11 protein-coding genes are annotated in these 18,762 nt (G+C 67.3%); 5 read left to right on the top strand and 6 right to left on the bottom strand.

Annotation, left to right across the window (positions count from 1 at the left end; genetic code table 11):
- The 4 genes from nagA to FHS74_RS08390 all read left to right on the top strand — a co-directional run bounded on the left by nagA (position 1) and on the right by FHS74_RS08390 (position 5,956).
- The gene (gene nagA, locus FHS74_RS08405; protein WP_184799403.1) at positions 1 to 1,170 is read left to right on the top strand and encodes an N-acetylglucosamine-6-phosphate deacetylase; all 1,170 of its coding nucleotides are present in this window, start codon (positions 1 to 3) and stop codon (positions 1,168 to 1,170) included.
- 160 nt (positions 1,171 to 1,330) lie between these two features.
- Positions 1,331 to 2,554, top strand: a complete 1,224-nt coding sequence (locus tag FHS74_RS08400; RefSeq protein WP_184799401.1) for an ROK family transcriptional regulator — start codon at positions 1,331 to 1,333, stop codon at positions 2,552 to 2,554.
- A 133-nt stretch (positions 2,555 to 2,687) separates the two neighbouring features.
- Complete coding sequence (locus FHS74_RS08395) at positions 2,688 to 3,590, top strand: ROK family protein (RefSeq protein WP_184799399.1); 903 nt, start codon at positions 2,688 to 2,690, stop codon at positions 3,588 to 3,590.
- The gene (locus FHS74_RS08390; protein WP_184799397.1) at positions 3,590 to 5,956 is read left to right on the top strand and encodes a beta-N-acetylhexosaminidase family protein; all 2,367 of its coding nucleotides are present in this window, start codon (positions 3,590 to 3,592) and stop codon (positions 5,954 to 5,956) included. Before FHS74_RS08395 ends, FHS74_RS08390 begins: the two co-directional genes overlap by 1 nt.
- A gap of 22 nt (positions 5,957 to 5,978) precedes the next feature.
- Here FHS74_RS08390 and FHS74_RS08385 read toward each other — a convergent pair whose 3' ends face one another.
- The 4 genes from FHS74_RS08385 to FHS74_RS08370 form a co-directional block, all read right to left on the bottom strand.
- Complete coding sequence (locus FHS74_RS08385) at positions 5,979 to 8,126, bottom strand: alpha-L-fucosidase (protein WP_246463002.1); 2,148 nt, start codon at positions 8,124 to 8,126, stop codon at positions 5,979 to 5,981.
- A 94-nt stretch (positions 8,127 to 8,220) separates the two neighbouring features.
- Entirely contained in the window at positions 8,221 to 10,557 is a 2,337-nt protein-coding gene (locus tag FHS74_RS08380) for a GH92 family glycosyl hydrolase (RefSeq protein WP_184799393.1), read from the bottom strand.
- Between the two features lie 42 nt (positions 10,558 to 10,599).
- Complete coding sequence (locus tag FHS74_RS08375; RefSeq protein WP_211106183.1) at positions 10,600 to 12,009, bottom strand: glycoside hydrolase family 125 protein; 1,410 nt, start codon at positions 12,007 to 12,009, stop codon at positions 10,600 to 10,602.
- Between the two features lie 149 nt (positions 12,010 to 12,158).
- Positions 12,159 to 15,113 (bottom strand): TonB-dependent receptor, encoded by a 2,955-nt coding sequence (locus FHS74_RS08370; protein ID WP_246463001.1) that lies wholly within the window; start codon positions 15,111 to 15,113, stop codon positions 12,159 to 12,161.
- 529 nt (positions 15,114 to 15,642) lie between these two features.
- Between FHS74_RS08370 and FHS74_RS08365 the strand changes: the two genes are divergently transcribed.
- Entirely contained in the window at positions 15,643 to 17,049 is a 1,407-nt protein-coding gene (locus FHS74_RS08365; protein ID WP_246463000.1) for an alpha-L-fucosidase, read from the top strand.
- 6 nt (positions 17,050 to 17,055) lie between these two features.
- Here the strand turns inward: FHS74_RS08365 and iolB are convergent, their stop codons facing one another.
- Entirely contained in the window at positions 17,056 to 17,865 is an 810-nt protein-coding gene (gene iolB, locus FHS74_RS08360; RefSeq protein ID WP_184799389.1) for a 5-deoxy-glucuronate isomerase, read from the bottom strand.
- Entirely contained in the window at positions 17,862 to 18,761 is a 900-nt protein-coding gene (gene iolE / locus FHS74_RS08355) for a myo-inosose-2 dehydratase (protein WP_184799387.1), read from the bottom strand. The genes iolB and iolE overlap by 4 nt, the downstream gene beginning before the upstream one ends.
- Between the last annotated feature and the right edge of the window lies 1 nt (position 18,762).

Here is an 18,762-nt window from a genome sequence, read left to right as displayed (position 1 = left end):
ATGCGCCACCTTTTGACCGGTGCCCGCCTGTTCACGGGCGACATGCTGCTGGACGACCACGCCCTGTTGCTGAACGGGCCCGACATCCTGGACATCGTCCCGGCGGTCGCCACCGTGGCGGGGGCGACGCGGGTGACCCTGCCTGAGGGCAGCCTGCTGGCGCCCGGCTTCATCGACACCCAGGTCAACGGCGGCGGCGGTGTGCTGTTCAACGACACGCCCACCGCCGCCGGTGCGCTCGCCATCGCCGCGGCACACCGTCGCTTCGGCACCACCGCGCTGCTGCCCACCGTCATCACCGATGATCTCAACACCATGATGGCCGCCGCCGAGGCGGCCGCCGAAGCGGCCGCTGTGCCAGGCGGCGGCGTCATCGGCGTCCATATGGAAGGCCCGTTCATCAGTCCCGGGCGGCGCGGCGTGCATAACGAAAACCACATCCGCCGCCCCAACGGCGTGGACCTGGACCGGCTGTCCGCGCTGCCCCGTCATTTCGGCGATCTTGGCCGCGTGCTGCTGACCCTGGCGCCGGAGCAGGTGGAGGACGCCGACATAGCCCGCCTGGTGCGCGCCGGCCTGATCTTGGCCGGTGGTCATTCCGCCGCCAGCCTGGAGCGCACGCAGGCAGCGCTGCGCGCCGGCTTGAGGGGCTTCACCCATCTCTTCAACGCCATGCCACCCATCGGCAACCGGGCGCCGGGCATCGCCCTGGCCGCCATGGCCGCGAAGGACGCCTGGTGCGGCCTGATCGTCGACGGCGTGCACGTGCATCCCGACCTGCTGACATTGGCCCTGGCCGCCAAGCCACGGGGCAAGATGATGCTGGTCACCGACGCCATGCCGCCCACCGGCACCGACGCCACCAGCTTCACCCTGTACGGCAACCGCATCCACCGCCGCGATGGCCGGTTGGTGACGGATGACGGCGTGCTGGCCGGCGCCGACATCGATATGGCGCAGGCGGTACGCAACACCATGCGCCTCCTGGGCGTGGACCTGGAGGAGGCATTGCGCATGGCGTCACTCTATCCCGCGCGCTTCCTGGGACTGGATGGGCGCCTCGGCCAGTTGGCGGCGGGCTTCCAGGCCGATCTGGTGCTGCTGGACGCGAATCTGCATGTCCTTGGCACCTGGGTCACCGGTCAACGCGATGGCGGAGGGCCCGTCTGAGGGGCCTCCGCTAGCAGCCCCGAGGGCGCCACAACCGTTCATCGCGACTGCGCAAGCGACTTTCTTTGCCCAGGCGCAAATGTGTCGTTGAGTCTCTGACAACGGTGTCTCATCATGCGGAGCGAATAAAAATTTCAAATTGAAAAGGGAATTCGGCCGGATGCAGCCGCCCTTCAGTCAGCAGCCCGAGCTTCATCCAACCCTGGGGGCCAGCCTTTCCGGCACCAACCTGGAGCGGGCGGGCGATCACAATCAGCGGGTCATGCTACAGGCCATCCGGGTCAGCGGCCCCCTGACCCGGGCGGATTTGGGCCGAATCACCGGATTGACCCCGCCGGCCATCGCCAACATCACCCGACGCCTGCTGAACGACGATCTCATCCGGGAGGTCGGACTGTTGCACGGCACGCGGGGCCAGCCGGCCATGCGCCTGGCGATCAACCCGGATGGCTGTTTCGCCATCGGCGTCAACGTGGACCGCGACCACGTCACCCTGGTGGTTCTGGACCTGCTGGGCCAGGTGCGCCATCGCGCCGTCCTGGAAGTCGACTTTCCCCTGCCCGCCGCCGTCAATGCCTTCTTCAAGGCCCAAATGGATGAGTTGGCGCGCAGCCAGCTGTTCCCCCCCCGGCGCATCATCGGTGTCGGGGTGGCGCTTCCCGATGACCTGGGCCAGGTGAACCTGCCGAACCGGCCGAAAAGCTTTGATGTCTGGAGCACGACGGATATCCCCGGCCTGTTCACGGCCAGCGTTTCCCTTCCCGTTTTCATGGAAAACGACGCGGCCGCGGCCGCCCTGGGGGAACTTCAGTTCGGCTACGGCCTGCGGGATCCCAGCTTCTTCTATGTGCTGATAAACCAGGGACTGGGCGGCGGCATGGTGATCGACGGCCAGTATTTCCGCGGCGCCCACGGGCGGAGCGGTGAACTGGGGTTTCTGCCCATCATCTCCCCCCGCACATCGGCCAGCACCTTGGAAGAGGCGGTTTCACTATCCGCGCTCTATGCCTTCATGGCCGCCCGTGGGCGGCCCGTCACCCGGCCCGAACAGCTGCTGGATTTGGACGGCGTCGGCCAGCAGTTGCTGAACGACTGGCTGGACCTGGCGGCCGAACTGCTGACCACCCCCATTTTGGCCGTCAGTTGCTTGATCAACCCGGAAGCGGTGTTTTTCGGCGGTCGCCTCCCGGCCCCTCTCATTGACCGACTGGCGCAGATGATCAACGACCGGCTGTGGGCGCATTCAGGCACTGTTCCAGTCATTGTCCCCGTCCATCGGGCGGCCACCTCCACCGACGCTCCGGCGATAGGCGCAGCCCTGCTGCCGTTCACCGACCGGCTGCTGCCAACCAGGACGACGCTGATGAAAACAGCGGCCGAGTGATCTCATTAATTATTTCATTTTGCCTTTTTAATGAGTATGTTCCGATGAACATAACAATGGGTCCGGAACAGGGGCACGGGGCCGTATCACCGCCCGCCATGTATTTCCAGCCGGCTTGCACGAGGGCGCACGCATGATTCAAATCGGGGTCGACTTTGGCGGCACGAAGATTGAGGCCGCTGCCCTGGATCTCAATGGCCGTTTCCTGTCACGGCTGCGCGAACCCAATCCAGGCAGCTATGACGCTGCCCTTGCCACCATCTGCCGCCTTATCCACCGGGTGGAGGCTGAGGCGGGAACGCAGGGAACGGTGGGCATCGGGGTCCCGGGCTCCATCTCCCCGCAAACCGGATTGATGCGCAACGCCAATTCGGTCTGGCTGAACGGCCGTGTCTTCCACAGCGACATCAGCGCGGCGCTGGGTCGTGAGGTCAGGGTCGCCAACGATGCCAATTGCCTGGCCTTGTCCGAGGCGGTGGACGGTGCCGCGGCCGGGGCGCACACCGCCTTCGCCGTCATCCTGGGCACCGGCTGCGGCAGCGGCCTGGTCATCGACGGCCGCCTGGTCGAGGGCGCCAACGGGCTTGCCGGTGAGTTGGGCCACGTCTCGTTGCCCTGGCCCAAGGCGGATGAGATGCCGGCCCCCGACTGCTGGTGCGGCAAGAAGGGCTGTCTGGAGACATGGGTGTCGGGCACCGGCCTCAGCCGGGAATTCAAGGTTGTCACCGGTCGCGCGCTGGATGCGGAAACCATCATCCAGAGCATGCGCCGGGGTGAGGCGGAAGCCGTCGCCGCTTTCGAGCGGTTCATCGACCGTCTGGGACGTGGGCTGGCGCTGGTGAGCAACATCGTCGACCCTGACGTTTTCGTCTTCGGCGGCGGTCTGTCCAACGTGTCCGAGATCTACGACCGCCTGCCCGCCGCCATCCGCCCCTACATGTTCACCGACGTCTGGGAGGCGAAGCTGGTCCCGGCGCGCTGGGGTGATTCCTCCGGCGTGCGGGGTGCGGCCCGCCTGTGGGAACGCACCCGGTAATGCCCACCAGCCGGCATTGGGCCGCCGTGCTGCTGGCCACCCTGGCCATCGGCGGCGCGGCGCCTTTCGCCGACGCAGCTTCCCCCCTGCCCGCCTTGGATCTGACAGCCGCCGTCGTCGTCGCGCCCGATGCCGCCGGGCCTGAGAAGGCCGCCGTCGACATGCTGGTGGACGAGGTGAGCAAGCGCACCGGCGTCAGCTGGCCGCTGGTCCCGGCGGCCGGCCAAGCCAAGGTCCGCATCGTCATCACCCACGCCACCGGCGCGAAAAAGCCGGAGGGGTATAGCCTTAGAACCGAACGGCGGGGAAATCAGGCCACGCTGGTGATCGCGGGCAACGACCACCGGGGCGTGCTGTTCGGCATCGGCCACGTTCTGCGCACGCTGGCGATGGCCCCGGGCCGCGTCGTCCTGGACCAGCCCCTGAACCTGTCCACCAGCCCGGCACAGGCGGAGCGTGGCCATCAGATCGGCTATCGCTTCAAGAACAACACGTACGACGCCTGGACGCTGGCCCAGTTCGAACAGCAGATCCGCGACCTGGCCGTGTTCGGCGCCAACGCCATCCAACTGATCGCCCCCGATTCGGATGACGAACCCACCAGCCCGCTATTCCCGGCCCCCGCCCTGGACACGGTCCTGGGCATCGCCCAGCTGCTGGACAAGTATGGCCTGGACTGCGACCTGTACTATCCCGAAATGCGCAAGGACTACGCGGACCCGGCCACGGTGGCGGCGGAACTGGCGGCGTTCGAGGATCTGGTAAAGCGCTTCCCCCACATCCACGCGCTGTACGTGCCGGGCGGCGACCCGGGGCATACGCCGCCGAACCTGCTGTTCCCCCTGCTGGAGCGACAGGCCAACATCCTGCGGCGCTACCACCCCGGAGCCCAGCTGTGGGTATCGGCCCAGGGTTTCGACCAAGCGTTCTATGAAGATTTCTACCGCCTGCTGAGCAGGCGCCCCGCCTGGCTGACCGGGGTGTTCTTCGGGCCGCAATCGCGCGACCCGCTGCCGGTGCAACGCGCCCGCATCCCCCGCCGCTACCCCATCCAGTTCTATCCCGACATCGGCCACACCCTGCACGCCCAGTTCCCGGTGCCCGAATTCGATCCCGTCTTCGCCCTGCTGGAGGGGCGGGAGCCGATCAATCCCCGCCCCCGGGACCAGACGCTCATCTTCAACCGCCTTGCCGGCCTGACCACCGGTTTCATGACCTATTCGGAGGGGGTGAACGACGACGTCAACAAGGTGCTGTGGACACGGCTGGGATGGTCGCCCGCCACCCGGCCGGAGGAGACGCTGCGCGACTATGCCCGCTATTTCATGGGTGGTGGCCCCGACGACCGGCTGGCGGCCCTGATCCCGGCGTTGGAACGCAACTGGACGGGTCCGATCGCGGAAAACACCGGCATCAACGCCACGCTGCAGGGTTTCCAGGCCCTGGCGACTGAGCCCGCGTTGAAGGACAATTGGCGTTTCGAGTCGCTGCTCTATCGCGCCACCTATGATGCCTACGCCCGCGCACGGGCGGGAGCGGAAGCGGGTCGCCAGACGGACGCCATGGCCGCCTTGACCCAGGCGCCCGTCCAGGGCAGTCACGACGCCATGGCCGCCGCCACAGCCGCCCTGTCCCAGCCCGACGACGCGGAGACTGCGCGCCTGCGCGACCAGCTGTTCGATCTCGCCCACCGCCTGTGGACCCATGTTGGCCTGCAACTCAGCGTCCCGCTCTACGGCGCCTCGGGCATCGAGCGGGGTGCCAACCTGGACAGGGTGGACACCAGCCTGAATGACCGCGTCTGGCTGACCCGGCGGTTCGCCGACATCGCGCGCCAGCCCGACGAGGCCACGCGGCAGCGGGACCTGGCGGACATCGTCGCCTGGACGCAACCGGCGCCGGGCACCTTGTACGACGACCTGGGTGATCCCCGGCGCGAACCGCACCTGGTCCGGGGAGCGGGGTTCGACCGTGATCCGGAATTATACGCCAGCGCCATCGATGGCATCGCCGACCGCACCCCGGATGACGGCTGGCGCCTGTCCTGGATCACCTATGCCGAAACCCTGTATGAGCGGCCCATCCACCTGCGTTATCGCCACCTTGATCCCGGCCGCCGCTATACCCTGCGCGTGACCTATGCCGGGGAGGATTATGCCCTGCCCATGCGGCTGAAGGCCGGGACCGGGGTGGAAATCCATGCCGCCCTGCCCCGGCCCAACAACCCGGCGACCTTGGAGTTCAACATCCCGGTCGGCGCCATCCGCGATGGCCAGCTGGACCTGGAGTGGACGCGCCCCCCCGGGCTGGGCGGAAGTGGCCGGGGACATCAGGTGGCCGAGGCCTGGCTGATCCCCCAGCCGTGACTCCCCTGGTGGCCCCGCCCCCTCAGCGGGTCACCACCCCGATTTCGGCGAAGGCGATATGCCCCTCGCCACCAGCGGCACGGCTGATTTCCAGACGCACGAAGCGCGCGGCCCGGACATCGGGGAACATCACCCGCTGCTCCCCCACATTGGCGGCGATGTTGGCGAACTCCCCCGTCACCGCCGGCCCCCACGCCTGACCATCGGCACTGACCTGGATGCGATAATCGCCGGGCGCGCCCACGCCCGCCGCGCGCTGGACCGTGGCGTGCTGGCCGGCCGGCAGCAGGGTCACACCCTTCAGCGGGTGCACGGCGCCCAGATCCACGACGACGGCATGGGGCAAGGCCCGGCCGCTGGTGGTCCACACACTGCCCGGATCCTCGTCAATGACGGCCTCCGCTCCCGGCGCCGTCGCGGAAACCACCCGCCATTCCGTCTTGGAGACATCGAACGCGCGCGTGACCACGGCGCTGGCGATGCCCGTGCGCGGCAGATAGGCCAGGGCTTGGACCACGCCGCCGTCGGGCAGCGCGAAGGGGGACTGGTAAACCGGGGAGGATGGCGTGGGCGCGCCGCCATCGATGGTGTAACGCAGGACGGCGCCGGACACGTCGCTGGACAGGGTCACCATGCCCTTGCGGTCGCGGTGGATCGTGGGCTCCTCCACCAGATCCGGCAGGCGGAACACGGCCATCTCACGCAGGGCGGGGCACGCGTCGGCGTCCAGGATGCGCAGGCGCAGCCGCGTCGCGCTGACCGGCGCCGGCAAGCGCACCAGGCGCTGGCTGCCGATGGCGGTATGGCGGGCCACTTCCCGCCAGGTCTCCCGCCCCGGCTCCCAAATCTCCAGAGTGAAGCCACCGACACGTTGGCCTAAGGGCAGGTGTTCGCGCAGGCGGACGACGTCGAAGGTGCGGGTGTCCGGCCATTCCAATGTCAGGTCCACGGCGCGGGCGCCATCCGGCGTCGACCAATAGGTGTCCTTCCGCCCGTCCAGGACGTTTTCAGGGCCGAAGCCGGCACCGCGCACGGCGCTGGCCCGCGCCACCGCCCCCCGGGCCAGATCGGTGCCAAAGGCGGCGCGCAGCACATCGCCCCACCCCTTCAGCATGGCGGCGTCCTGGTCGGGGATGCGGCCCCGCCGATCCGGCGGCAGGTTCAGGATCAGGTTGGCACCCCGCCCCACGGATTCGAAATAAAGCCGAACCAGCCGGCCGACCGGCTTGACGTCCGCATCCTCCCGCGCGTGCCAGAACCAGCCCGGACGCAGGGAGACATCGACCTCCGCCGGGCGCCAATGCGCCCCGCCGCGCCGGCCGTGTTCACCGATCTCCTGGGTATAGGCATCGTCACCAACCGTGGCCCAGCAGGGATCGCCGGCATAGCCTTCCTCGTTCCCGACCCAGCGCGCATCAGCCCCCCACGGCCCATGGGCGTCTCGGCCCCAGTTGCCCCAGATGACGGCATCCGGCTGGTATTGCCGGATCAGGGCCCAGGTGTTGGTCCAGTCGTAGTAGGTCTCGGCATCGATGGAGCGCTTTTCCCGGGCCCCGCCGTAATAGCCGTCGCCGCCGTTGGCTCCGTCGAACCACATCTCGAACAAGGGGCCATAACCGGTCAGCAGCTCGCGCAGCTGGTTGCGGTAATAGGTGATGTAGGCGGGCCGGCCGTATTCCGCGTGATTGCGGTCCCAGGGCGAAAGATAGATGCCGAACCTCAGGCCTGCCCGCCGGCAAGCGTCCGCCATTTCGGCGACGATGTCACCTTGGCCCCCCTTGTAGGGACTGTTGCGGATGCAATGATCGGTATGGCGGCTGGGCCAAAGGCAGAAGCCGTCGTGGTGCTTGGCGGTCAGGATCAGGCCGGTGAGGCCGGCGGCCTTGGCCGCGCCCGCGATCTGGTCGGCGCTGAAGTCGGTGGGATTGAACAAGGCCGGCGATTCATCACCATACCCCCACTCGCGGTCGGTGAAGGTGTTGATGCTGAAGTGGATGAAGGCGTAGGCCGCCATCTCGTGCCAGGCCAGCTGCCGCGCCGTGGGAACCGCCCCCCAGGGTGCCGGCGCGGCTGCCCCCGCCCAGGCGCCCTTCCCAGCCAGGGACACCACGCTGGAAACCGCCCCGGTCGCCAGGACGGCACGGCGCGACGGCAAGGAAATACGGGACATCGACAGGCCTCCCACGACCATGGCTTATCATTAATGAAACCAAATTAAATTAATGATGCCACGCCGGGGGGCCTGACGAAACGGTAAAAGCGCCTCAAGCCCGCGCCATGTCGAAGGACGGCGGCCGGTCGTCCCGGCCGGCGCCGAAACGGGGGTTCGGCTTGTCCCCCATGACGAAAACCAGGCGTCCCCCCCGCGTCAGGTCGGCATGGCTGATCCAGGTGCGGGTGTACGGCTTTCCGTTCCAGGTGACGGACTGGATGTAGGGACTGCCCGGCCCGTTGCCCGGCGCCTCGATGGTCAAGGTCCGGCCATCCCCCACCGTCACGTCCACCCGGTCGAACAGCGGCGATCCGAAGACGTAGATGGGTGTCACCGGATCGACGGCGTAAAGCCCCAGCGCGCTCATCAGATACCAGGCGCTCATCTGGCCGCAGTCCTCGTTGCCGGCCAGGCCATCCGGATCGGCCCGGTACATGGTCTTGAGCAGGCTGCGCACCCGGGCCTGGGTCTTATGGTGGGCGCCGGTATAGGCGTAGAGATAGGCGATGTGGTGGCTGGGCTCGTTGCCATGCGCGTACTGGCCGACCAGGCCGGCGATGTCGGGCGGCGCGTCATCCGGCAGGTCTGAGCTGGTGGTGAACAATTCATCCAGCTTGCGCTCGAACGCGGCCGGACCGCCGAACATGTCCATGTAGCCATAGACGTCATGCTGGTTCAGGAAGGTGGCCTGCCAGGCGTTGCTTTCCGTGAAGTCGCGCCACTTGCGGCTATGGCCCATGCCGCGCGGATCAAAGGGTTGGGCCCAGGCGCCCTCCGTGAAGCGCGGGCGCATGAAGGTGGTGTCGCGGTCGAACAGGTTGCGGTAGTTCAGGGAGCGCTGACGCAGGGCCTGGGCGTCGTCCCGGGCGCCGGCGGCCTCCGCCAGCCGGGCGATGGCCCAGTCGTCATAGGCGTATTCCAGGGTCTTGCTGACCGCCTCCTCCACCGTGTCGCTGGGGATGTAGCCCAGGCACCGGTATTCCGGCAGGCCGCTGGTCTGGCCCTTGAACGCCCGGTCGCGGAAGATGGGCCAGGCGCGGGCATAATCCACGCCGGGGATGTTCTTGGCCGCCGCCTCGGCCAGGACCACGGCCGAATGCCAGCCGATCATGCAACCTGTCTCGGTGCCCTGCAGGGGCCAAACGGGCGGACCGGCGGGGCTTTCCTCCGCCATGCGCACCAGGCCGCCCACCACGTCGCCCACCCGCCGCGGATCCTGGGCCAGGGTGAACAGGGGGTGCAGGGCGCGGTAGGTGTCCCACAACGAATAGGTCGAGTAGTTGTTCGCCCCCGGCGGCAACTGGCGCACCGTGCTGTCCATGGCCCGGTAGCGGCCGTCCACATCGCTGAACAAGGTGGGCGCCAGCAGGGCATGGTACAGCGCCGTGTAGAAAATCTTGAGATCGGCGGCGTCGCCCCCCCGCACGGCCAACCGGCCCAGTTCCGCCTCCCAGGCGGCGGCGCCGGCGGCGCGCACGGCGTCGAAATCCCAGCCCGGAATTTCCGCCTCCAGGTTACGCAGGGCGCCGTCGACGTCCACGGCGGACAACCCCACCTTGACCAGCACGGGCGCCGCGGCGGCATCGGGCAGATCCAGCACGCATTTCAGCGCCGCCCCCTCCACCTCCCGCGCGCCCTCGGGCAGCGCGCGGTCGTTGCTGTAGAGCCGCGCGCCGGCGAACGGCCGGGACAGCTTCAGGGCGAAGTGGATCACCCGGCCCTGACCCCACTGGTGGACGTGGCGTCCACCGACCAGCGTGTCATCGCCCACCAGACGCAACGAGGCGCCGGTGATCCGCGTGACGGAGCCCGCTGGATCCTGGTAGCCATGGGCCAGGTCGATCAGCAGGTGGGCGCCCGTCGCCGCCGGGAAGCGGTAGCGGTGCAAACCGGCCCGCGCCGTTGCGGTCAACTCCGCCTCGATGCCGCTATCCTTCAGGCGCACGCGGTAATCGCCGGGGGTGGCCCGCTCCTCGGCATGGTCGAAGCGGGCACGATAGCCCTCGTCCGGGTTTTCCGGCGTGCCGGGGTCCAGCCGGACGGGCCCGACCCGGGGCACCACCAGCACATCCAGCATATCGCCCACGCCCGTGCCGCTGAGATGGGTGTGGGAGAAGCCCAGGATGGTGCTGTCCTGGATATGATAGCCCGAGCAGGCGTCCCAGCCAGCGGTGTTGGTGTCCGGGCTCAGCTGCACCATGCCGAAGGGGACGGTGGCGCCGGGATAGGTGTGGCCATGCCCGCCCGTGCCAATGAAGGGGTCGACATGGCGGCAAAAGCCCCCGCCCTGCCCCCGGGCGATGCCGGCCAACGCCGCCCCCGGCGCAAGGGTCACCGGCATCAGGGCGGCGGCGGCCACACCGCCCAGCAGGTCACGCCGTGTCATCATGGGATAGGCCCTCCGTCAATTCGCCCAGTCAATTCGGCGCCGTCAATTCAGGGGCTGGCGCAGCAGCGCCGGCTTTCGCGCCATCAGGTTCAGGATCAATTCACCGAACAGGCTATTGGCCCAGGCGAACCAGGGCCGGGTGAAATGCGCGGGATCGTCCTGGCCGAAGGCCTCATGCATGAAACCGGTGCCGGCGTGCGTGGTCTTCAGCCATATCAGGCACTGGCGGATTTCCCGATCGTCGTCGCTGGTCAGGGCCCGCATGATGATGGCCATGGGCCAGATCATGCCCAGACCGACATGCGGGCCGCCCACGCCTTCCGCCACGCGGCCCTTGAAGAAATAGGGGTTGCGCCCGCTCAAGACCCGGCCGCGCGTCCGCTGATACAGCGGGTCATGGATGTGGCAACAGCCGAGATAGGGCAGGCCCAGCAGGCTGGGCACGTTGGCGTCGTCCAGGAACAGGGCGTTGCCGAAGCCGTCGACCTCATAGGCCCAGATGTCCCGCCCCTCCCCATCGGCCATGCGGCCATGCCGGACCAACGCCCCCTCCACCGTTTCCGCCAGGCTGCGACAGGCGGCGGCCAAGCCAGCGTCATCATGGATGACCTGCGCCATCTCCGCCAGCTGGCGCAAGCTGGTGGCCGCGAACAGGTTGGCGGGGATGAGGAAGGGCAGGACGCAGGCGTCGTCCGATGGCCGGAACATGGAATGGATCAGCCCCACCTTCGCCGTGGGGAAGCCCTGGCCGTCCAGGGGGAGGCTGTCGGTGGGCGTCTCGGTCGGCCGCTGGAACCGATAGGGGCCCGGCCCGTCCAGCCGCTGCTGCTCCCGGAAGGTGCGGACCACCAGGCGCATGGCCTGGCGCCAATCGGTATCGAAGGGCGCCGTGTCGCCGGTGGCCCGCCAGTAGCCATGCGACAGGCGGATAACGTGGCACAGGCTGTCCACCTCCCACTTCCGTTCGGCGACGCCAGGCTTCATCTCGGTCATGTCCTGCGCCGCCCAGCCCAAGGGGGTGGCAGCACCCGGATCGCGGGTATAGGCGTTGGCGTAGGGATCGATGAGGATGCAGCGCGCCTGCCGGCGGATAAGGCCCTGATAGAGCTGGCGCAAGGCCGCGTCCGCGCGCGCCAGGGGCAGATAGGGCCACACCTGGGCGGAACTGTCGCGCAACCACAGGCAGGGGATGTCGCCGGTGATGACGAAGGCGTCGGGCCCGCCCTCCAGCGTGCCCAGCGACACGGTGGTGTCCAGGGTGTTGGGATAGCAGTTCTGGAACAGCCAATAGAGTTCAGCGTCCGCGATGGCCCCCCGGGCGTCGCGGAGCACCGCCTCCACCGCCGGGCTGGCATAGCTTCTCTGGCCGGGCGGTGGCCGCCGGGAGGGGGTGGGCATGGCACCGGCCGGAACGGGACCCGCCAAGCCCAGTCCCGCCCCGGCCAGGGCCATTTTCAAGATATCTCGGCGTGCCGGCATGCTCATCCCGTCGCTGGGGCCTGATGGCGGCCGTGATCCGGTTCCCGTCGAGGGTAGAATAGGGAAAGGTCCCAGTGACCGCCACGCGGGCATGTCACCGGGACCCTTCGTCTCCAACGGGATCAGTAGCTGTACTTCGCGCTGACCAGGATGGTCCGGCCGGTCTCCACCACGTCGGAGATGGCCAGGCTCTGCTTGCCGATATGCGACCAGTACGAGATGTCGTCGAACAGGTTGGCGACCGACAGGTCGGCCCGCACGCCATGGCCGAAATCGTAGCCGGCGTGCAGATCCACCCGCTGGGAGGACCGGACCCACAGGTCGTCCCAGCTGCTGCCCTGCCCCAGGTAGTCGTACTGGGCGACGTAGGCGCCGGTGTAGTGGTAGATCAGGTCCAGGGTGAAGCCGTCCTTTTCATAGAAGGCCTCGATATTGGCCATCCAGTCCGGGGCGTTCTGAATACGCTCGTTCTTGTCCAGGCCGGGCGCCAGGGTGTTGACCGACGTCCACTGGCGGGTGAGGTTGGCACCGATGCCGAAGCCATCGAACGGCGCCGGCATGTCCTGGAACTTTTGCCGGGCCGAGATTTCGACACCGTAGATCTGACCATCCCCGCCGTTGGTGGGGTGCTTGTAGATCACAGAGCTGCTGCCACTGCTTATTTGGTTCGCGTACGTGCTGCCGTTGTCATAGATGTAGTTGGAAACCTGCTTGGCATAGCCGGCGACCAACAGATTGCCGCCGTGGCCGGTTTCCCACTGGCCGGAAACGTCGTAATTGACGGCGGTGATGGCCTTCAGGTTGGGGTTGCCCTCGGTGATGGTGGTGACGCCGTTGGAAATGCTGGTCTGCGACCCGCCGCCCAGCTGCACGAAGGGCGGCCGGGTGTAGCTGGTCCAGATGGCGGCGCGGTACACCGAATTGTCGTCGGGCCGGTAGTTGGCGAAGATGCTGGGCAGGGGCTCGTCATAATGGGTGGCGTTGTAGCCCCAGTGGCCCGCCAACTCGTTGCCGTCACTGTCGTGGGGGGTGACCCAATAGGTGTTGTGGATGGCCGTGTGTTCGAAGCGGAAGCCCGGGATGACCTCCAGGTCGTTGAACTTCAGGTTGGCCAGGACATAGGCGGCGGACACCGCCTCCGTCCCCTTCTGGGTGTTGCAGTTCCAGTTGTTGACGTACAGGCTGCCGCAGCTGTCCAGATTGCTGGCGCTGGCATAGGTGTTGTACAGGCGGAACAGGGCCGCCTGGTCGATGACCGGGACCGACCAGTTGTAGACGCCGGGATAGACCGAGGAATAGTTGCCGCTGATGATGCCCAGCGAGCCGAAGGTGCGGCCGTCGCTGAAATTGCCGTTGTACCAATCGCGGTTGGTCACCTGGCGCTGGCTGTCCTGGTACTTGACGCCGAACTTGATGTAATCCAGCGGGCCGGCGTTGATGTCGTAGCGGGCGTCCAGCTTGCCGCCGCCACGCACCTGGCCGCTGTACTGTTCCGTCAGCTCGCCCCGGTCACGGGCCGGCAGGCTGGCCACGTTGCCCAACTGCGAGATGACCTGCGAGCTGACCAGCGGATACGGCAGGTCATTCACATATGTGGCCAGCGTGCTGTTGCCGTAGGCGAAGCCGTTGCCGTCGTTCTGGGTGGAGCGGGTGGAAATCTCGATATGGTTGGGGCGGTCGTTGTCACCCCAGCTCAGGAAGACGTTGGGGGTAATGGTCCAGTTGCCCCACTTCTTCTCACCTCCCAACTGCGCGGTGGCGAGGTCCGAGTATTCCGGGTTGGTCTCGTACCACAAGCGGGTGGACAGGTACTGGATGTTGGGATGGTACAGGCCCGTGCTGCCAATCTGGTCATAGCTCACACCCATACCGACCAGCTGGCTCAGGGTGCTGTTTTGCTCCGTCTTCGCCACGGCATAGCCCAGACGGAAATAGGCGCTGGTGGTGTCGTCCGGCTGCCAATCCAGCGAGACGTTGCCGCCGTAGCGTTCGGTGTAGCCCGACGAGACGCCGACATTGAAGCCCGTCGTCTCCAGGTTCTTGGCCGGGTCCATGCCGCTGGGGTTGGTGCCGTCGGCGTTGGCCACGGCAAAAGCCCAGGCGTTGTCGCAGCAGGTGGATTCCATCACGGCACCCATCTCGCTGTTGGCGTAGTGGCGGATGTCGTAATAGGCGCTGACGTAGACGCCGAACTGGTTGTCACGGCCGAACTTGCCGGCCCCCTCGCCCGCCAGGCCGTAGCCCAGGCTGTCCTTCTTGTAATCCTGCGCCCGCGTCTCCAGCCGCCCGCTGGCGGTGAAGCTGAACATCAGCGGCTCGTTGTAGTCGAACGCCGTGGGGGTACGGAAGTCCACGGTACCACCGATGGCGTCGCCATCCATATCGGCCTTGGACGTCTTGTTGACCACGATGGTTTGCAAGCCCGACGGCGGCAGCAGGCTCAGCTGCACCTCGCGGCTGTAGGGCATGCCCTGGGCCACGTTCACGCCATTGATCAGGTTGACGTTGTATTCGCCATTGAGGCCGCGGATGGAGGTGAACATGCCCTCGCCCCGCGACGCGCCATCGACGCCCCCGACGAAGGACTGGCCCGTGTTCATGACGTTCACGCCCGGCAGCAGGCCCAGCGCCTCGGCGACGTTGTGGACGGCCGTATGTTCCAGATCCGCCGCCGACATGACGTCGACCGTGTTGCTGGCATTCATTTGCAGGCTGGAGGCCTGATAGCGGTTGGCCGCCACCACGATCTCCTCCAGCGCGGCCGAGTAGGCCTCGAAACTCACGGCCACGGCGCCATCCTTCGGCACGGTGACGCGGGTTGAACTGGTGTGGAGGCCGGCGCGCGACGCCGTGATCATGTAGGTCCCCTCCGGCACGTTGGCCAGCGTGAAGGACCCGTCCTCGGCCGAGGAGGCCGAATAGGATGTGCCCGGAATGGTGATGGATGTGGCGGCCAACGGCTTGCCCGTCGCCGGATCCACGATCGTGCCCGTGATGTTCCCTGCCATGGCCGGCAGCGAGAACGCCATCACCGTCGATCCCGCCAGAAGGCCAGCCTTGAATTTGCCCAGGCCCATTTTGTGCTCCCCGATTTTGGTGGAGCGGTAGCCGGCTTCCCCCGGGGCATCGGTCCCCGGCTGAGGTTCGGTCCAGCCCACCGTTCTACCTACAGAGGAACGCAGGCCGGCCGCCCAAGTCAATTCAATTTTTCTATTTTCTTTATTTTTGATCTAAAAATTCCATTCCATGCGGGCGTCGGCATGAAACCGTGGTTCAAGGATGCCGAGGATGCCGCCGTTGAACATCTTGGAATCGCTAATATCACTAAAACAAGGGCAACGACGGGGCCCGCCTTCAGCATGACGGACGCGCACGGTGTCGTTTCATTGCTCTGCCAATGGACACCTTCGTCGCCCGGTTTCCAGGCGGCCACCACTTACCGGTGCAGAGGTGGAAGGCCCCCCTTTCCGGAGACATCCACCGGGTGCCACCATCGCCCCGACTCGGCAGCCAAGGTCAACCACCAAAATGAAATATCATTTTCATTATTTACTTTACCGGAATATAATTATCATATCTTCGCCCTACGAGACGAAAGGCGCCCCCATGGCTGTCATCCCTCGCCGACTGGCCGCCGCCTTGGCCGGCACCGCCCTTGCCACCGTTCTGGCCATGGACATCGGGGCAATCACCACCGCCGGTGCTGCGGAAACGACGCCCGCGCCCGCCTACACACCCGCGCCCGACAATCTGGCCGCCCGGCAATGGTTCCAGGACGCGCGGTTCGGCGTCTTCCTGCACTGGGGGCTGTATAGCGAGTTGGGCGGCGCCGGCAAGATGGGCATCGCCGAATGGATCATGGACGACAACCAGATCCCGGCCCGGCAATACGAGCGCCTGGCCCGGTTCTTCAACCCCACGGCCTTTGATGCCGACGCCTGGGCGCAGGCCTTCAAGGCGGCGGGGGCCCGCTATGTCGTCATCACGTCGAAGCACCACGAAGGCTTCGCCATGTTCGCCAGCAAGGCCAGCCCCTACAACGTCGTCGACGCCACCCCCTTCCATCGCGACCCCCTGGCCGAATTGGCGGCCGCCTGCCGCAGGACCGGGCTGAAACTGTTCTTCTATTATTCGCAGCTGGACTGGCACCACCCCGACTATTTCCCGCAAGGCACAACCGGCCATGGGTCGGAACGGCCCGCCGATGGCGACTGGGACCGCTACATCGATTTCGAACAGGCCCAGTTGCGTGAGTTGCTGACCCACTACGGCCCCATCGGCGGCATCTGGTTCGACGGCTGGTGGGACCAGAAGGACACCGCCTACCGCAACCGCTGGCGCTTGGATGAGACCTACCGCCTGATTCACAGCCTGCAGCCGGCAGCGCTGATCGGGAACAACCATCACCAGGCGCCCTTCCCGGGTGAAGACTTCCAGATGTTCGAACGCGACCTCCCGGGCGAGAACAGCATGGGGTTCAACAAAGCGGGCGTCAGCGACCTGCCCCTGGAAATGGCCGAGACCATGAATGGGTCCTGGGGCTTCAACCTGATCGACGACCAGTACAAATCGACGGCGACCCTGGTGCGCAGCCTGGTGGGGGCCGCCGGCCGCAACGCCAATTTCCTGCTGAACACCGGCCCCATGCCCAATGGCGAGCTGCAGCCGGAGAACGTGCGGACCCTGAAGGACATGGGTCAATGGCTGAAGCGCTATGGCGAAAGCGTCTATCGCACCCGCGGCGGCCCAGTGGCGCCCCGCCCCTGGGGTGTCACCACCCAGGCGCCGGGCCGCATCTATGTTCACGTCCTGGATTGGAAAGACGGTCCTTTGTTCCTGCCCCTGACCCAGGCCGTAACCAAGGCGACGCTGCTGCGCGACGGCAGTGGCGTGGCTGTCCACGCCCGCCCCGACGGCCTGGAACTGACCCTGCCGTCCGCGGCGGGCGAGGCGCCGGTGGGGGACCCAATGGACAGCTGGGACCGGGTGATCCGCTTGGACCTCGGTCCCTGACCGGCATCAGCGGCGCATGATCCAGTCGTGCGCGGGGTCGTTGCGGAAAATCCACCGCCGTTCCGGACCCGCCATCACGTTCAGGTAATAAAGGTCGTAGCCATGCGGCGCGCCCACGGGGTGATAGCCGCGCGGCACCATGACCACGTCGCCATCCTGCACGCAGATGGTCTCATCCAGGCTGCGGTCGTCGGTGTAGACGCGCTGGAAGGCGAACCCCTGGGATGGGTTCAGACGGTGATAATACGTCTCCTCCAGCGCCGTCTCCCGCCCGGCCTCGGCGGTGTCATGCTTGTGCGGCGGATAGCTGGACCAATGGCCGCCAGGGGTGATGACCTCCACCACCAGCAGGCTGTCCGCCGGTTTGCCCTCCGGCAGGATGTTGCGGACGTGACGGGTGTTGGTGCCCTGGCCCCGTACCTCGCGCGGCATTTCATCCGCGGCGATGATCCGGACGGCACCGTTCGCGTTCCCCGGGGCGGTGCAGACCGCCAGCTCGACCGCGTCCGTCGCCACCACACGGTAGGCCCGCCCCGCCGGCAGATAGACGGCGCCTGGCGCCCTGTCCTCGAACACGCTGGCGCGTCCGCCGATGGGGCCCAGATCCTGGCCACCCGCCGTCACCCGCGCCGTGCCCGACAGCACCACCAGACAGGCCTCGCGCCCGGGCTCCGCCCCGTCCAGGGCCTGCCCCGCCGCCAAGCGGTGCAGGCGGAAGCCGACATGGGCCCAACCAGCGCTCTCCGGCGTCACCTCCAGCACCCGACCGTCGGCGCCCGGCGCCCGCGGGCGCACCAGCAGCGGGGAGGCGGTCATGGCGCCACCGCCAGGCCCGCGCCGGCCGCCGCCTGCCGCAGGTGGCGCAGGCCCATCTCGCCATAGCGGCGCGGGTCGGCCTTGGCGGGGTCCTGCTCCGCCTCGATGATGACCCAGCCGGCATAGCCGATGTCGGCCAGGGCCCGCATGACGGCGCCATAGTCCAGCCGCCCGTCGCCCGGCACCGTGAACATGCCGTCCAGCACCCCGTCCAGGAAGCTGCCGCCGCGATCCATCAGGGCCTGGAAGACCGGTTGCCGCACGTCCTTGCAATGCACATGGGCGACCCGGCCCGGATGGGCGCGGATGATCTCCGCCGCGTCGATGCCACCCAAGGCGGCGTGGCCGGTATCGACCGTCAGGCCCACGGCGGGGCCGGTGTGCGCGAGGAAGCGGGCCAAGTCCTCCGGCCGTTCCACCACCGTGCCCAGGTGATGGTGATAGGCGAAGCGCAGCCCCTGCCCGGCGATGTAGTCGGCGACCTCGGTCAGCCGCCGGCCGAACGCGACCCATTCGGCGTCATCCAGCCGGGGCGTCCGCGCCAAGGCCTGGCCACGGTCGCCGTGGATGGCGTTGCTGGTTTCGGCATGGACGAACACGGTGCTGCCCATGGCCTTCAGCAGGGCCAGGTGCCCTTGCAGGGCGGCGATCTCGGCGTCCGCGTCGTGGGCCAACAGGCCGCCGCTGTACCACCCGCCCACCAGGTCCAGGCCATGGCGGGCCAGCAAGGGCTTCAACACGGCGGCATCGCGGGGGAACTTTCCGCCCAGTTCGATCCCGCTGAACCCGATGGCCTGGGCGTCGGCCAGCACCGTTTCCACCGGTGTCGCCCCGCCCAGTTCGGGCATGTCGTCATTGATCCAGGCGATGGGACTGACACCGAAGCGGATGGACATG

The sequence above is a fragment of the Nitrospirillum iridis genome (assembly GCF_014205765.1).
Lineage (GTDB): Bacteria > Pseudomonadota > Alphaproteobacteria > Azospirillales > Azospirillaceae > Nitrospirillum > Nitrospirillum iridis.
Note: the sequence above shows the minus strand (reverse complement) of the source record. Positions and strands in the feature narration are given on the sequence as shown.

Coding starts and splice junctions, on each gene's coding strand:
- nagA (WP_184799403.1), top strand. CDS start 1: ATGCGCCACCTTTTGACCGGTGCCCGCCTGTTCACGGGCGACATGCTG.
- FHS74_RS08400 (WP_184799401.1), top strand. CDS start 1,331: ATGCAGCCGCCCTTCAGTCAGCAGCCCGAGCTTCATCCAACCCTGGGG.
- FHS74_RS08395 (WP_184799399.1), top strand. CDS start 2,688: ATGATTCAAATCGGGGTCGACTTTGGCGGCACGAAGATTGAGGCCGCT.
- FHS74_RS08390 (WP_184799397.1), top strand. CDS start 3,590: ATGCCCACCAGCCGGCATTGGGCCGCCGTGCTGCTGGCCACCCTGGCC.
- FHS74_RS08385 (WP_246463002.1), bottom strand. CDS start 8,126: ATGTCCCGTATTTCCTTGCCGTCGCGCCGTGCCGTCCTGGCGACCGGG.
- FHS74_RS08380 (WP_184799393.1), bottom strand. CDS start 10,557: ATGATGACACGGCGTGACCTGCTGGGCGGTGTGGCCGCCGCCGCCCTG.
- FHS74_RS08375 (WP_211106183.1), bottom strand. CDS start 12,009: ATGGCCCTGGCCGGGGCGGGACTGGGCTTGGCGGGTCCCGTTCCGGCC.
- FHS74_RS08370 (WP_246463001.1), bottom strand. CDS start 15,113: ATGGGCCTGGGCAAATTCAAGGCTGGCCTTCTGGCGGGATCGACGGTG.
- FHS74_RS08365 (WP_246463000.1), top strand. CDS start 15,643: ATGGCTGTCATCCCTCGCCGACTGGCCGCCGCCTTGGCCGGCACCGCC.
- iolB (WP_184799389.1), bottom strand. CDS start 17,865: ATGACCGCCTCCCCGCTGCTGGTGCGCCCGCGGGCGCCGGGCGCCGAC.
- iolE (WP_184799387.1), bottom strand. CDS start 18,761: ATGTCCATCCGCTTCGGTGTCAGTCCCATCGCCTGGATCAATGACGAC.